Raw genomic sequence first — 14,382 nt, 5'->3', positions numbered from 1 at the left:
AAGACTGGATCAAAGCGTGGTACAATGTGATGATCAAACTCTCTTTTTTCAAATGATAATCGAGGGAAGTAGGGACGGAACAATGGTAAGGGCGAGAAAGGAATGGTTTACTCGTATCTTTGGTGACAAAAAGCAAGAGAGACATGATATCCTCTCTCCTCCCAAAGAGTTTACCCAATGGTCATCAATCCATTTAAATAGTGTGGGTCAGGCAATGAAAAAATTGTGTCATAAAGCTGACTCCGTAAAACCAATTGAATATATGATGGTTGTTCTATTTACAAAGCAATTGGTGAAGTTTTTAGACAAAAATAATGAACAACTGATACCAGAATCTGAAAACCTAAAAATGGTAGATCAACAATTACAACCGATTATCGCTCGTTTACACACGCCCTCGGTTCGGATGAAAGGTAGTTCTTTCTCTTTTTCACTTGGTTGGAAAAAAAGAGTTTTAGAATTAAAACAAGAATTCGGGAACGATTATTTTGCTGATTTAAAGAGACTTCATGAAAAATATTCGTCTAAATCGGAGAATCTAGATCGCTTTATTGAATATAGTCGAGAGAAAATAAAAGGTGCTATGGATGTCGATCAAAGTAAAGCAACAGACCAAGGGCGAAATCGTTAACTCTGTACAAATAGAAGAATTAGTTCATTTAAAATAAGGGTAAACATAAAATAGACAAAGCATTTTTATTTGCGTCCAAAGCCAATTTAAATACGTGGACGTTTTTCTTTGTCAAGAGAAGAGGGAAAATTGGCTCATTTCATTTTGCATACTCGTTAGGAGGAAACAAAATGGAAATTCTTATTTGTATGAAGCAGACATTTGATACGGAGGAGAAAATTTTCATTCAAAATGGGGAAATTGATGATGATGGTGTAGAAAGGATCATCAATCCTTATTGTGAATATGCAGTTGAAGAAGGAATTCGGATTAAAGAGGCGCATGGTGGAACGGTTCGATTGATTACCATTGGTGGGGCTGAGGCTGAGGCAGCTATTCGAACTGCAATGGCAATGGGCGTTGACGAAGGATATCGATTAGATTTGACTGATTTCCCAGCGGATTCAGATGAACAAACAACATCAGAATGTATCGTACAGTTAATCAAGCAGAAGCAGATTCCGTATGATGTGATCCTATGTGGATATATGTCCATTGATAATGGAACAGCTCAGGTGGGACCGCGTATTGCTGAGCTGCTGGGAATCCCTCACATTTCAACGATTACTTCGCTAACTGTTGATGGTAGGCAAGTGCAGGTAGAACGAGATGTAGAAGGTGATTTGGAGAAAGTGGAATCATCTCTACCGATATTATTAACAGCTCAACAAGGATTAAACGAACCAAGATATCCCCGACTACCAGATATCATGAAAGCAAAAAGAAAACCGTTACATCGGATGAAGTGGGATGAATTGCGTGTAGATGTTCAGATGATCCAAGCACGAACAAAAAAAGTTGCGATTCTACCAGTGGAAGAGAAAGAGACTGGACAGATTTTAAGTGGAACGATCAAGGAACAAAGTCAAGAATTGATTCGGCTACTACATGAAGAAGCAAAGGTACTGTAGGGAAGAAGGAGGCAAGAAGATGGGGACTGCAAATAATGTCTTGATATTTGCCGATATCAGAAATGGTACTTTGCGACAAGTAACCTTTGAAGCAATTTCAGTTGCTCATCAAATGGCGAATGGTGGAGAAGTTCATCTTGCTATTTTAGAATCTCTTGATCCAAACCAAATAGAATCTTTGAAACAATTGAAACTTGATCGAATGTGGCATGTTGATCATCCATTGCTAAAAACATTTAATCTAGACGCTTATGTAGAAACTTGGGTTCATTTAATCGATCTACTAAATCCCGATGTCATTTTAACAGGTCATACAGCACTTGGTAGGGATGTAAGCCCACGAGTGGCAGCCCGAAAACGGATTGGATTACTTTCAGATTGTATCAAACTTGACACATCTTCAACATATGAATTTGTATTTACTCGTCCAATCTATGCTGGAAAAGCATATGTTCAACGCACCATAACAAAACCCCCTTTTTTTGTTACATTGCGCCCCAATAATTTTGTCGCTCACTTTGACACTTCACTTGATCAATCGATTGAAATTAAAACATTTCATCCCAATTTGTCACAAATCTCATTGCGTACAGTGGTTACGGATGTAGTTCGCAAAGTGACAAGTGGTGTTGATTTGAGTGAAGCAAACGTGATCGTTGCCGGTGGGAGAGGCGTGAAAAGTAAAGAAGGATTTGCACCACTTGAAGAATTAGCGGTAGTGTTAGGAGGCGCAGTTGGGGCGTCACGTGGCGCGTGTGATGCTGGATACGCAGACTATGCTTTACAGATTGGGCAGACAGGTAAAGTCGTAACACCTGATCTCTATATTGCTTGTGGTATATCAGGTGCCATTCAGCATTTGGCAGGTATGTCTATGTCAAAAACAATTGTTGCTATTAATATAGACCCAGAGGCGCCAATCTTCGAGGTAGCTGACTATGGAATCGTGGGAGACCTTTTTGAAGTTGTGCCACTACTAACAAAAGAGTGGCAGCGGATCAATCGATAACTTCTGTTTCTCTTCAGGAAATAGCACTTTTTGTAAAACGTGGTATACTAACGTTGTATTTTAAAAAGATTGATCTTGTTGAAGGAGGATTTAGGTAATGGCGATCATTGATGTTACCGATCAATCATTTGCTACTGAAGTTGAATCTAAAGAGTCTGGACTTGTGCTAGTTGATTTTTGGGCTCCTTGGTGTGGTCCTTGTAAGATGCAGGCGCCTATTTTGGATGAGGTAGCTTCTGAACTCGGTGACAAAATTAAAATTGCAAAAATGAATGTAGATCAAAACACTACATCAGAACGATTTGGAGTACTTAGTATCCCTACTTTAGTGGTTTTTAAAGATGGAGAAATGGTTTCGAAAATAATTGGCTTACAACAAAAAGAGCAATTACTATCTTGGTTAAATGAATATCGCTAAGATATAAAGATAAGTAAAGCCGCTATAACCATAGCGGCTTTCTAGCTAGTCCTCTTCTTTTTTTGGTTCTTCCGAACTAAAGGAATAATTTGGATGATATCCACTAGGAGGCTCAGAATTAGGGAAAATACGTAGGCGAAGATATTTATAATATCGATAACTGATGATCATTGTGGTAAAAATGATCGCAATGGTTGATAGAATAGGAGCTAAGATTAAGTCATTAAATAGATTATAGAATATAAGCAGGAACCCTGTAATAATCGGATCAAAGATCGTAAGCAGATTGGGCAATTGAAATGCAAAAGATATGCAGAAGATCGCGATGCCAATTAGAAAAACGAGAATCGAAGATACAAATACCTTCTGAAACGACTGAAATAGTAGTTGAATAGATAAGGAAATCGAGCGAAAGACCCCTATATTCTCAGCAATTAAGATCAACGGTGCATGCATAAGAGCTAAAAAAGTAAAAAATGATAGAATGAGTAGAACTGCAAATCCTACGAGCCCTCTGAAAAGGCTTGCCCAGAACAAACTTGAAGCGGTTCCTGTAGATGGATCAAGCGTGTTAAAGAGGAGATAAAAAACTGCTGCTGAAATGAGCAGGGCTGGTAGATAGAGAATGAAAAGAACAATCATCAATCCAAAAGTTCGTAATAGGTATCGAAACCCTTGTTTGAAATACGTTTTAAATTTAGATTGATTGCTTTGAAAGATTTCATTTACACTAGCAACGGAACCCGCCATATTGAAAGAATAGCAAAAGATCGAAATAATCAAGATAGCGAATATAGCTATGATCATACCTATCCAAATTCCAGTAGATTGATTCAGGGTTGCCTCAATATTCGCTAAAGCATTAAATTGATCAACACCTGGATTCTGTAAAGCACTAGGCGAAAACAACGGTTTGAGTTGAGAGATTAGTTTTACAATAAAAGTAAAAAAGAAAAAGAGGATGGTGACGAAACTGATCGTAAACATTAATAAAGTTGTCGCCGCAATCCCTGCTAAATTTGTAATCCCTAGTTTTAATCCAAAACGCCTAAAATAAGATATAAATGAATCCATAACTTTTTACCTCCGATAATCAGTTATCTTATGTAGTCACTGTTGATTTCATTATCTATTAATAGTTAAATTAAAAGTTGAAAATAGATGTGGCACAGACGAAAGTAGAGTTTATTTTGTTATAAATATACATAACTATCATACTATATGTGATTAGATAAATATAGAAAAGGGGGCATCTCTCAATGAATAAAATAAAAGAAAAAGTACTCTTGCTCCCTCATCAGCCCGGTTGTTACTTAATGAAAAATAGTCAAGGTCAGATTATTTACGTGGGGAAAGCAAAGAACTTACGGAACCGTGTTGGTTCTTATTTTACAGGACAACAAGATGGAAAAACGATGCAACTTGTGATGATGATTGCCGATTTTGAGTATATGGTAACAGCAAGTGAATTAGAAGCGTTAATTCTTGAATGTAATTTAATTAAAAAACATCGCCCTAAATATAATGTACTACTAAAAGATGATAAATCATATCCGTATATCAGATTGACGAAAGAAGAACATCCTCGCCTAGAAGTAACCCGTAAACAAGTGGATGATGGATCACGGTATTTTGGCCCTTATCCACATGCAGGTGCAGCCTCGCAAACGAAGAAATTATTAGATCGACTTTATCCTCTACGAAAATGTAAAAATTTACCTAAGCGAGTTTGTCTCTACTATCATTTAGGTCAATGTCTTGCTCCTTGTGAGTATCCAGTTTCTTCGGCTGAATATGAGCGGATTGTAGAGGAGATTGTGCGCTTTTTAAGCGGAGATGCCCGTCAGGTAAAACAAGATCTTAAAAAACAGATGGAAGAGGCAGCAGAAAAGTTAGAGTTTGAAAAAGCAAAGGAATTAAGAGATCTTTTGCGAGATATTGAAATGACTATGGAAAAACAACATGTTGTGTTTCAAGACCAAACAGACCGTGATGTATTTGCTTTTGCTTTTGAGCAGGGGCAAATGTGTGTCCAAGTACTCTTTGTTCGTCAAGGAAAATGGATGGAGCGGGATGTAGCCATTTTTCCATATGTAGGAACACCAGAAGAGGCTTTTCTATCTTATCTCACACAATTTTATCAGCGATATCTTTTATTTCCAAAAGAAGTCTTATTGCCAACAGATGTGGACGTTCAATTAGTTAGTCAACTGCTGCCAAAAGTTCGTGTTCATATTCCACAAAGAGGGACAAAAAAACGTCTATTAGATACGGCCATGAAGAATGCAACAATTGCACTTCAAGAACGGTTGCAGTGGATGGCAAAGGATGAGGCGAAGACAGTTCTGGCTGCTGAGCAATTAGGTGAATATTTGAACGTAGGGCGAGTTGCGAGAATTGAAGCATTTGACAACTCGAATCTTCAAGGCGCTGCCCCTGTCTCTGCAATGATCTGCTTCATCGATGGTAAGCCGGCTAAAAGTGAATATCGAAAATATAAAATACGCTCTGCGGATTCAAAAGATGACTTGGGTATGATGAAAGAAGTGATTCGGCGGCGTTACATTCGATTATTACGAGAAGGTAAGGATTTGCCTGACTTAATTTTGGTAGATGGAGGAAGAGGTCAAATATTAGCCGCAAAAGATGTATTGGAAAATGAGTTAGGGCTTTATTTGCCAATTGCTGGAATGGTTAAGGATGAAAAACATCAGACCTCCTATCTTTTACATGGAGATCATTTCACACGAGTTGAAATCCCAACTAATTCAGCAGCATTTGCGCTTATTCAACGGATTCAGGCCGAAGTTCATCGCTTTGCTATTACTTTTCATCGGCAAGTACGAGGTAAAGAAATGCTGACATCAGCACTTGATACAATTCCAGGTGTTGGAGCAAAGAGAAAGCAACGTCTGTTTCAAACATTCTCTTCAATCGAGGAGATGAAGACAGCTCCAATAAGTGAATTTCGCAAAGCAGGGATTGGAGAGAAGTTGGCACAAGAAATTCAGACCACGTTACGACAGCTTCAAAAAGATGATGCCAAAAAAGGGACAACATCTTCATAAGAACTTAATTATCAAGATATCTATACAGGGGTGTCTGTAGTTCTCTTCTATGGTCAGATTCAGATGATGAGAACTACAGACACCCCTTCTTTGTTTCGGATGGCTTGTTACATGCTTTTCATAGACTTTATCTCACACGAGTGTTTGCAATTCTGATACTTTACATGCTTTTGCTCCATATTGCTTAGCAATCTTTTTTAACTGGTTGCGTTGTTGAAGATTTTGCACTTTATACTTAGATGCGAATATCACTTCTCTGAGTTGTATAAAACTGCTTATGATTGCTTGACAAAATTTTGTTTGAAAAATCATGCAAGACAAGTATAACCCCACTTTAGTGGCTTTATTTTGTTTTTTCTTTGGAATCATGATCCTTACCACTGATTGATTGACGAAATGCTCGAATTGTCTCTCCAGTTGCCTTTCCTAACTCAGGCAGTTTCTTTGGTCCCCAAAACAATAAAGCAACAGCGATAATCACAATAAAACCGATTGGTCCAATATTAGCGAACATAGATTCACGCTCCTATATAATAACTTCTAGAAGCCATTATATCGGTAGTCTTTGCTATTTTGCAATTCATCAACCAGTATGATAGTATAATAGAGTATTTTTTAATAATAAATGTATATCGTGCGTTTGTGATTTAGAGGTGCAATCTTCATCAGTATACTTTTAGAGGCTACGAGGCTCGTGATAGGAGTAGAAAGGGGAGATTGCCGAAGTCGGTTACTACTCGTATAGTAAATCGGTTGGTGTCGTTGCTGAATAAGGGCGGTACTGTCATAAGGAACTCGTAGTTGCTTATGGAGCGCTATTTCACAGAGAGTGAAGATGATTATGCTAACAAAAGGCGTCAGCAGACTTTCTCTCTGCTGTGGTCTTTTTTATTTATGTAAGGAGTGGGAATGGAGATGGGCGTCGTTGTACAAAAATATGGAGGCACATCTGTTGGAAGTGTAGAAAGAATTCAAAATGTGGCTGAACGAATCCAAAAAACTTTAAATGAAGGGCATCAGTGTGTAGTTGTTGTTTCAGCAATGGGCAAACAAACGGATGAGCTTATTTCATTAGCGAAGCAAATCTCACCTCATCCACCCGCTAGAGAAATGGATATGTTGTTGACAACTGGTGAACAGATTACCATTGCTTTATTGACGATGGCATTACAAGCAAAAGGAATCAAAGCTCGCTCGTTTACTGGATGGCAGGCTGGGGTCAATACAAATTCAATTCATGGAAAGGCATCTGTCACACATGTAGAATCTGTCAGACTTCAGCAGAGCTTGTCAAATGGTGAAGTTGCAGTTGTGGCTGGATTTCAGGGTGTGTCAATAGATGGAGAAATAACTACACTTGGACGAGGTGGCTCTGATACAACAGCTGTAACTTTAGCTGCTGCTCTACAGGCTGATTATTGTGAGATTAATACAGATGTTTCAGGTGTATTTACTGCTGATCCTCGTGTCGTCGCACAAGCGACCAAAATGGATGAGATTTCATTTGAAGAAATGCTAGAATTAGCGCGTTTAGGTGCAGGGGTTCTTCATCCACGTTCTGTTGAATGTGCCCTGATGCATCGTGTTCCCTTAGTCGTGCGATCTAGCTTTGTTGATGAACCTGGTACATGGTTAAAGGAGGCAAGTCAAATGGAACAAACATTATCAGCTAGAGGAGTGGCTCATGATTCAGATGTAGCGAGGGTGAAGATTTTAGGGCTCCCCAACCAACCTGAAAGTTTACCCCATGTATTCTCTTTATTGGCAGATGAACATATTAATGTGGATATGATTGTACAGAGTGAGCATGATCAAGATTTGATTGATGTAGCATTTAGCTTGGAAGAGAGCGATGGTGAGAATGCAAAAAGATTATTGAAATCATTACAAAGTAAACTAGCTATTAAAAAAGTGCTTTATGAGGACGAATTGGCGAAAGTATCTGTTGTAGGTGTTGGGATGATGACTCGCCCTGGAGTAGCAGCGAAAATGTTTACAACACTTAGTCAGGCTGGCATAAGAATCAAAATGGTTTCAACTTCTGAGATTAAAATATCATGTTTAATTGATCGCGCCCAAACGAAAGAAGCTGTACAGCTTTTGCATACTGCTTTTGAATTAGATGCGAAACAGCCAGCCAGTGTGTAAGGAGGCAATTAGAGAAACTACTTTAGCTGGATGATCATGAGAAGTAGGGTTGAACAAATCATAAATCGGCAAAAATAATTAGAGATAAGATCATGTTGAAGAAATTCCTATCGCCTTTCCTTGACCTTCGGGGCATGATGGGAGTACAATGGATTCGTCAGTTTCACGAAATCTGGGAAATTTTGATAGGAATCTTTTTTATGATTGGAGGCACATGATGAGCACTCAACGCAGTTTTTTTAACCGTCGGTTACACTCCTTGTTGGGTGTAATACCGGTGGGCTTTTTTTTGATCGAACACCTCTACACCAATTATCATATCACTGGTGGTAAGGAATCATTTGTGGAAAGTGTTAATTGGTTATGGGGAATCCCTATTCTTTTAGTATTAGAAGTTTTGTTTATCTTTTTACCCCTCATGTACCACGGTATTTATGGACTATATATTGCTTTTCGGGCAGACAATAATGTAAGTCAATTTGGTACCTTTCGCAATATCATGTTTATGTTACAAAGAGTAACTGGGGTCATTACACTAATATTTGTACTTTGGCATATTTGGCAAACACGTGTGCAAGTCGCAATATATGGTTGGACATCTACTCAACTAGCTGACCAAACGGTTGCAATCATGAGTAACAATATCTGGCTAATTGTTTATATGGTTGGGTTACTATGTGCGGTTTTTCATTTTTGTAATGGTATGTGGTCATTTTTGGTTAGCTGGGGCGTTACAGTCGGACCACGTTCGCAAACGATTTCCACTTACATATGGGGAGCAGTATTTGTAGCCATGTCTTTTGTTGGTATTCGCACGATCTTAGCTTTTGCATCATTAGGCTAATAAATAGAATCCATTTGGTACAGCGTTAGAAGGGAGCACTTGTCAATGAATGAAAAATGTATCATTGTCGGTGGTGGTCTCGCGGGATTGATGGCCACCATCAAGGCAGCCGAATTAGGCGCGAATATTGAACTATTTTCGATTGTTCCAGTGAAACGCTCTCACTCGGTTTGTGCACAAGGTGGAATCAACGGAGCAGTTAATACAAAAGGTGAAGGAGACTCGCCTTGGGAACATTTTGATGATACCATTTACGGCGGAGATTTCTTGGCGAATCAACCACCTGTAAAAGCCATGTGTGAGGCTGCTCCAGGAATTATCTACTTAATGGATCGTATGGGTGTACCTTTTACCCGTACACCAGAGGGATTAATTGATTTTCGTCGATTTGGTGGCACCAAGCACCATCGTACTGCTTTTGCGGGCGCAACCACGGGACAACAATTGTTATATGCACTTGATGAGCAGGTACGTCGCTATGAAACAGAAGGAAAAGTGACTAAGTATGAACATTGGGAGTTTCTAGGTATTATTCAGGATGATGAGGGACGCTGTCGTGGAATTGTTGCTCAAAATTTGCGTGGAGGGGAGATTCGCTCTTTCCTTGCTGATGCTGTGATCTTGGCTACAGGTGGCCCTGGGATTATTTTTGGCAAGACAACAAACTCCATGATTAATACAGGTACTGCCGCTAGTGCTGTCTATCAGCAAGGCGTTACCTATGCGAATGGTGAATTTATTCAAGTTCATCCCACAGCGATTCCTGGTGATGATAAATTGCGCTTAATGTCAGAATCTGCTAGAGGTGAAGGCGGACGAATCTGGACATATAAGGATGGGAAGCCTTGGTATTTCTTAGAAGAGATGTATCCTGAATATGGAAATCTCGTTCCACGTGATATTGCTACACGGGCCATTTTTAAAGTTTGTGTTGATGATAAATTAGGCATAAACGGAGAAAATATGGTCTATCTTGATTTATCTCATAAAGACCCAAAAGAGCTTGATCGCAAATTGGGTGGGATTATTGAGATTTATGAGAAATTTATTGGAGAAGATCCACATAAAGTACCTATGCGTATTTTCCCTGCGGTTCATTATTCAATGGGTGGAATGTGGGTAGATTTTAATCAAATGACCAACATTCCAGGGCTATTTGCCGCTGGTGAATGTGAATATCAATATCATGGAGCAAACCGATTGGGTGCAAACTCACTCCTTTCCTGTATCTATGGTGGAATGGTAACAGCTCCAAACGCATTAGCGTATATTCGTGGATTGGATAAACATGTCGATAGCTTTGCTCCCGATTTTGGTGAATCACAACGCAAAGATCGTGAAGATCAATATGAACAACTTTTGAATATGGAAGGAACAGAAAATGCTTATCTTATTCATAAAGAATTAGGTGAGTGGATGACGGATAATGTAACTGTGGTTCGGCATAATGATCGCTTATTAAAAACAGATGAAAAGATTCAGGAATTGATAGAACGCTATCAAAAGATTGATATGATAGATACAAGTCGTTGGAGTAACCAAGCAGTACCATTTACACGTCAATTGTGGAACATGTTACAATTAGCTCGTGTAATTACACTGGGTGCGTATAATCGTAATGAAAGTCGTGGGGCACACTATAAACCAGATTTTCCAGATCGTAATGATGAAGACTGGTTAAAAACAACATTGGCTAGCTTTACACCTGATGGCCCTAAATTCGACTATGAATCTGTTGATGTCTCTCTGATTAAACCGCGTCCGCGTCGTTATGATGTTGCTAAGAAAGGGGCAGCGAATTCATGAGCGAACAACGTACCATCCGCTTGATTGTCACAAGACAAGATGATCCGGATAGCAGACCTTACCAAGAAGAATTTCGTATCCCTTATCGACAGAATATGAATGTGATCTCAGCATTTATGGAGATTCAAAGAAATCCCGTCAATGCAGCAGGGGAAAAGGTACGCCCAATTCAATGGGAATCAAACTGTTTAGAAGAAGTATGCGGAGCTTGTTCGATGGTGATCAACGGACGTCCACGTCAGGCATGTTCTGCATTGATCGATAAACTTGAGCAACCTATTCGTATTTCACCGATGAACACATTCCCAGTAATTCGTGATCTAATCGTCGATCGTGGACGGATGTTTGATGCACTAAAAAGAGTAAAAGCATGGATTCCAATCGATGGCAGCCATGATCTCGGCCCAGGCCCACGCCAGTCCCAAGAAGAAAGTGATTGGCGCTATGAGCTTTCCAAATGTATGACTTGTGGTGTTTGTTTGCAGGCTTGCCCAAATGTAAATAATAGTTCAGATTTTATGGGACCTTTTATTGTTGGTCAGGTGAATCTCTTTAATGCACACCCAACAGGAGCTTTAAATAAAGATGAACGGACATCTGCTTTAATTGGTGAAGGTGGATTACAAGAATGTGGAAATTCACAAAACTGTGTTCAAGCATGTCCAAAAGGAATACCATTGACAACTTCAATTGCGATAATGAATCGTGAATCGACACGTTTTGTATTGAAAAAATGGCTATCATTTTAAACCCAAACAGAAACCCTTGCTTCCTAGGAAGCAAGGGTTTCTTTGTATAGTGCCATAGATTTATCGTAGCAGTTAGCCTTAATTACGTGATGAACTTGAAGTGAAGATATCTCCAATCGCACTAAAGACACTACCAAGCCATTCTAATACTGTGTCAATAATCCCTTGAGCAGGAACAGAAGTTAGGATATCACTCAAGCCACCTTGCAATTTTTCGATTTGCGAGCTGATTACGTTCCAATCAATATTTAACTTCGCAAAGTTTTGGCTGAACTGAACCAATTGATTAACGGTTGTTTCGTTTAAGTTAATGTTAAAGTCATTTGAGACATTTATGATGATATCACGATATTCTTCAGGTGTCTTTGGTTTTTCTGTAGCAATTTGTTCTTTTACTTTGGTGATGAATTGAGCTGCTTTGTTGTTGTCACCCAATTGTTTTCCTAGTTCTTGTGTTCGTGCTAATTCCTCGCTCGCTACCTGTTTTTGATCTTCGCTAATCTTTTTCCCTGTTGCCGTTTCATAAGCTTTTAAGATTCCTGTCAAACCAGCAGTTCCTGAGACGGCAAAAGGAGCGGTTACATATATTTCAGCATCTTTTACACCAGCTGTAATGGCGGCACTTGCATACATCGCTTCAGTAATAGTTGTGATATTATGGGTCTTCACCGTAATACCTTTTCCTGATCCTATTAGAACAATTTTTGCAGAGGAGAGCGCGCGAGTACCAATTTGCGCTTTACTTGCATATTTACCAGCATATTGATGTTCCTCTTCATTTGTAACTTCGATCTTTTTCACATTACTAGCGTTTGGATCGACACCCATTTCTTGTAAAATTGCATTTTTCTGTTGTTCAGTTAAGTCATGACCAAGTGTTACAACGGTATCACCTGCAACTGCATCCGCAAAGACCGCTGTAGGTAAAGCCATCGCCAAAATAAGAACGATCGATAAAAAGAGCAAACGAAATCTTTTCCCCATTTTCAATGTGTAACCCCCTCAAAAAATTCAGTCGTATCAAAATGTGAACCCAAAGGAGTTCAGACCAATTTGACACAACTGTAAGTACTTCTCTTTTTCTCTACATCTCATTTTCATTTTACAAAATATTTACAATTGCTACAAGAGAGGAGCAAGGTTATGCACCTTTTATTTATGAATAATTTAATTGTACCTTGAAAGTCTACAATTAGTCAAACACACGGTCTTTAAACTGTGCTAGCCGTTCAAGAGCAGACATTTCCACATCTTTATGCAAGCTGTTTCCATGTGCATCCATCGTCACAATGGCAGCAAATCCTTGTACTCGGAGATGCCACATTGCCTCAGGAATTCCAAATTCAGCAAAATCCACACCCTCTACAGTTTCCATACAATCCGCATAGTATTGTGCGGCTCCACCAATTGCATTTAAATAGACAGCTCCATGCTCTTTTAACCCTTGCAACGTCTTCGCACCCATACCGCCTTTGCCAATAATCGCACGTAGACCAAACTTCTTGATAATATCGGCTTGGTATGGCTCTTCTCGTATGCTCGTTGTTGGACCAGCCGCTTTCACAACCCAATTTCCATCATCGTCTTTTAACATAACAGGCCCGCAATGATAGAGTACACCATTCGTTAGATCAACAGGAGAATCATGGTCCATCAGATATTTATGCAGCGCATCACGCCCGGTATGAATGAGACCATTGATGATGACCACATCTCCTACTTTTAATTCGCGAACCTCTTTTTCGCTAAGTGGTGTTGTTAGTACTTTTCCATTAGAGAATACATCTGCTGATTCTTGCTGCTTTGTTTGCTGAGGAGCAGCAGAGGTTGGTTCATCTTTATAAAGCCAACGTTCAATTTCACCTGTTTCTGCATTGACTATAATACCTTGTCGACGATATGCCCAGCAATTATAGGCAACAGAAACAAAAAAACTAGCAGGAATTCGATCCATCACGCCAATTTTACAGCCTAATAGAGTCGCTTCTCCTCCGAAACCCATTGTTCCAATGCCGAGTTGATTTGCTGTTTCAAGGATATATGCTTCTAATTTAGCTAAATCAGGAATTGGATTTTGGTCATCTACTTTTCGAAAGAGCTGTTGCTTTGCTAGTTGGTATCCGCTCGTACGGTCTCCGCCAATGCCTACACCAATAAAGCCCGCACTACAACCCTGTCCCTGTGCTTGATATACACTGTGTAGAATGCATTTACGAATACCATCCAAATCACGACCCGCTCGACCGAGTCCAGGTAACTCACATGGAAGGCTATATTGGATATTTTTATTTTCACAACCGCCACCTTTTAGGATCAAGCGGATATCGATTTCATTTTTTTCCCACTGAGTAAAATGAATAACAGGGACACCAATGCCTAAGTTGTTTCCACTGTTTTTACCAGTTAATGAGTCGACAGAATTTGGCCGAAGTTTTCCCTGCTCGGTCGCTTTGACAATGGCCTCTTTAATTGCCCTTGTCATTTTTATTTGATTAACCCCTACAGGAACATGGATTTCAAATGTTGGCATACCTGTATCTTGGCAAATAGGAGAAATATTTTCTTCTGCCATATCGATATTTTTTGTGATGGTCGACAGGGCGATGGAGGAACGAGTTCCAGCGCTCTCGTTTTCTTTTCCCTGTTTGATCGCAAATCGAACATCGGGCGGAAGATTCGTTGATGTTTCTGTAATTAATTGATAGATTGAGTCTTTTAGTCCTTGCATTTTGCCTAAACCTTCTCTCATCTAATCTATG

At 39.4% G+C, this 14,382-nt stretch carries 14 protein-coding genes and 1 riboswitch; of the genes, 9 read left to right on the top strand and 5 right to left on the bottom strand.

The genetic code is table 11. The features are described from left to right. Positions 1–82 precede the first annotated feature (82 nt). From BUB71_RS04020 to trxA, 4 genes are all read left to right on the top strand, one after another. Complete coding sequence (locus BUB71_RS04020; protein ID WP_073152337.1) at positions 83–631, top strand: hypothetical protein; 549 nt, start codon at positions 83–85, stop codon at positions 629–631. 170 nt (positions 632–801) lie between these two features. Then, positions 802–1,581, top strand: coding sequence for an electron transfer flavoprotein subunit beta/FixA family protein (locus tag BUB71_RS04015; protein WP_073152334.1), 780 nt, complete (start codon positions 802–804; stop codon positions 1,579–1,581). Positions 1,582–1,600: 19 nt separating this feature from the next. Then, positions 1,601–2,590 carry an electron transfer flavoprotein subunit alpha/FixB family protein gene (locus BUB71_RS04010; RefSeq protein WP_073152331.1) on the top strand — a complete coding sequence of 330 codons (990 nt, stop codon included), beginning with the start codon at positions 1,601–1,603 and terminating at the stop codon, positions 2,588–2,590. Positions 2,591–2,687: 97 nt separating this feature from the next. After that, positions 2,688–3,008 carry a thioredoxin gene (gene trxA / locus BUB71_RS04005; protein ID WP_073152328.1) on the top strand — a complete coding sequence of 107 codons (321 nt, stop codon included), beginning with the start codon at positions 2,688–2,690 and terminating at the stop codon, positions 3,006–3,008. Between the two features lie 45 nt (positions 3,009–3,053). Here the strand turns inward: trxA and BUB71_RS04000 are convergent, their stop codons facing one another. Next, complete coding sequence (locus BUB71_RS04000) at positions 3,054–4,082, bottom strand: hypothetical protein (RefSeq protein ID WP_073152325.1); 1,029 nt, start codon at positions 4,080–4,082, stop codon at positions 3,054–3,056. Positions 4,083–4,267: 185 nt separating this feature from the next. On the opposite strand from BUB71_RS04000, the gene uvrC reads away from it, so the two are divergent. After that, entirely contained in the window at positions 4,268–6,076 is a 1,809-nt protein-coding gene (uvrC, locus tag BUB71_RS03995; RefSeq protein ID WP_073152322.1) for an excinuclease ABC subunit UvrC, read from the top strand. Positions 6,077–6,208: 132 nt separating this feature from the next. Here uvrC and BUB71_RS03990 read toward each other — a convergent pair whose 3' ends face one another. Beyond that, on the bottom strand, positions 6,209–6,397 hold the full coding sequence (locus tag BUB71_RS03990) for a hypothetical protein (RefSeq protein ID WP_139278967.1): 189 nt from the start codon (positions 6,395–6,397) through the stop codon (positions 6,209–6,211). Positions 6,398–6,419: 22 nt separating this feature from the next. Beyond that, complete coding sequence (locus tag BUB71_RS03985) at positions 6,420–6,590, bottom strand: twin-arginine translocase TatA/TatE family subunit (protein WP_073152315.1); 171 nt, start codon at positions 6,588–6,590, stop codon at positions 6,420–6,422. A gap of 126 nt (positions 6,591–6,716) precedes the next feature. Further along, positions 6,717–6,902, top strand: a riboswitch (Lysine riboswitch). A gap of 89 nt (positions 6,903–6,991) precedes the next feature. Between BUB71_RS03985 and BUB71_RS03980 the strand changes: the two genes are divergently transcribed. From BUB71_RS03980 to sdhB, 4 genes are all read left to right on the top strand, one after another. Further along, positions 6,992–8,224 (top strand): aspartate kinase, encoded by a 1,233-nt coding sequence (locus BUB71_RS03980; RefSeq protein WP_073152843.1) that lies wholly within the window; start codon positions 6,992–6,994, stop codon positions 8,222–8,224. A 217-nt stretch (positions 8,225–8,441) separates the two neighbouring features. Beyond that, entirely contained in the window at positions 8,442–9,068 is a 627-nt protein-coding gene (locus tag BUB71_RS03975) for a succinate dehydrogenase cytochrome b558 subunit (protein ID WP_073152312.1), read from the top strand. 45 nt (positions 9,069–9,113) lie between these two features. After that, a complete protein-coding gene (sdhA, locus tag BUB71_RS03970) occupies positions 9,114–10,874 on the top strand; it encodes a succinate dehydrogenase flavoprotein subunit (protein WP_073152309.1) in 1,761 nt (586 codons plus the stop codon). Then, positions 10,871–11,623, top strand: coding sequence for a succinate dehydrogenase iron-sulfur subunit (sdhB, locus tag BUB71_RS03965; RefSeq protein ID WP_073152306.1), 753 nt, complete (start codon positions 10,871–10,873; stop codon positions 11,621–11,623). The genes sdhA and sdhB overlap by 4 nt, the downstream gene beginning before the upstream one ends. 78 nt (positions 11,624–11,701) lie before the next feature. Here sdhB and BUB71_RS03960 read toward each other — a convergent pair whose 3' ends face one another. Then, positions 11,702–12,607, bottom strand: a complete 906-nt coding sequence (locus BUB71_RS03960; RefSeq protein WP_073152839.1) for a DUF1002 domain-containing protein — start codon at positions 12,605–12,607, stop codon at positions 11,702–11,704. Positions 12,608–12,815: 208 nt separating this feature from the next. Next, a complete protein-coding gene (locus BUB71_RS03955) occupies positions 12,816–14,351 on the bottom strand; it encodes a fumarate hydratase (protein WP_073152303.1) in 1,536 nt (511 codons plus the stop codon). Positions 14,352–14,382 lie beyond the last annotated feature (31 nt).

The sequence above is a fragment of the Seinonella peptonophila genome, assembly GCF_900129355.1.
GTDB lineage: Bacteria > Bacillota > Bacilli > Thermoactinomycetales > Thermoactinomycetaceae > Seinonella > Seinonella peptonophila.
The sequence above is the reverse complement of the archived record's forward strand: the minus strand, read 5'-3'. Positions and strand labels throughout refer to the sequence as shown.

Excerpts from the sequence above, each read along its gene's own strand:
- BUB71_RS04000 (WP_073152325.1), bottom strand. The coding sequence starts at position 4,082 with ATGGATTCATTTATATCTTATTTTAGGCGTTTTGGATTAAAACTAGGG.
- BUB71_RS04015 (WP_073152334.1), top strand. The coding sequence starts at position 802 with ATGGAAATTCTTATTTGTATGAAGCAGACATTTGATACGGAGGAGAAA.
- BUB71_RS03960 (WP_073152839.1), bottom strand. The coding sequence starts at position 12,607 with ATGGGGAAAAGATTTCGTTTGCTCTTTTTATCGATCGTTCTTATTTTG.
- trxA (WP_073152328.1), top strand. The coding sequence starts at position 2,688 with ATGGCGATCATTGATGTTACCGATCAATCATTTGCTACTGAAGTTGAA.
- BUB71_RS04020 (WP_073152337.1), top strand. The coding sequence starts at position 83 with ATGGTAAGGGCGAGAAAGGAATGGTTTACTCGTATCTTTGGTGACAAA.
- uvrC (WP_073152322.1), top strand. The coding sequence starts at position 4,268 with ATGAATAAAATAAAAGAAAAAGTACTCTTGCTCCCTCATCAGCCCGGT.
- BUB71_RS03955 (WP_073152303.1), bottom strand. The coding sequence starts at position 14,351 with ATGCAAGGACTAAAAGACTCAATCTATCAATTAATTACAGAAACATCA.
- sdhB (WP_073152306.1), top strand. The coding sequence starts at position 10,871 with ATGAGCGAACAACGTACCATCCGCTTGATTGTCACAAGACAAGATGAT.
- BUB71_RS04010 (WP_073152331.1), top strand. The coding sequence starts at position 1,601 with ATGGGGACTGCAAATAATGTCTTGATATTTGCCGATATCAGAAATGGT.
- BUB71_RS03975 (WP_073152312.1), top strand. The coding sequence starts at position 8,442 with ATGAGCACTCAACGCAGTTTTTTTAACCGTCGGTTACACTCCTTGTTG.
- BUB71_RS03980 (WP_073152843.1), top strand. The coding sequence starts at position 6,992 with ATGGGCGTCGTTGTACAAAAATATGGAGGCACATCTGTTGGAAGTGTA.
- sdhA (WP_073152309.1), top strand. The coding sequence starts at position 9,114 with ATGAATGAAAAATGTATCATTGTCGGTGGTGGTCTCGCGGGATTGATG.
- BUB71_RS03985 (WP_073152315.1), bottom strand. The coding sequence starts at position 6,590 with ATGTTCGCTAATATTGGACCAATCGGTTTTATTGTGATTATCGCTGTT.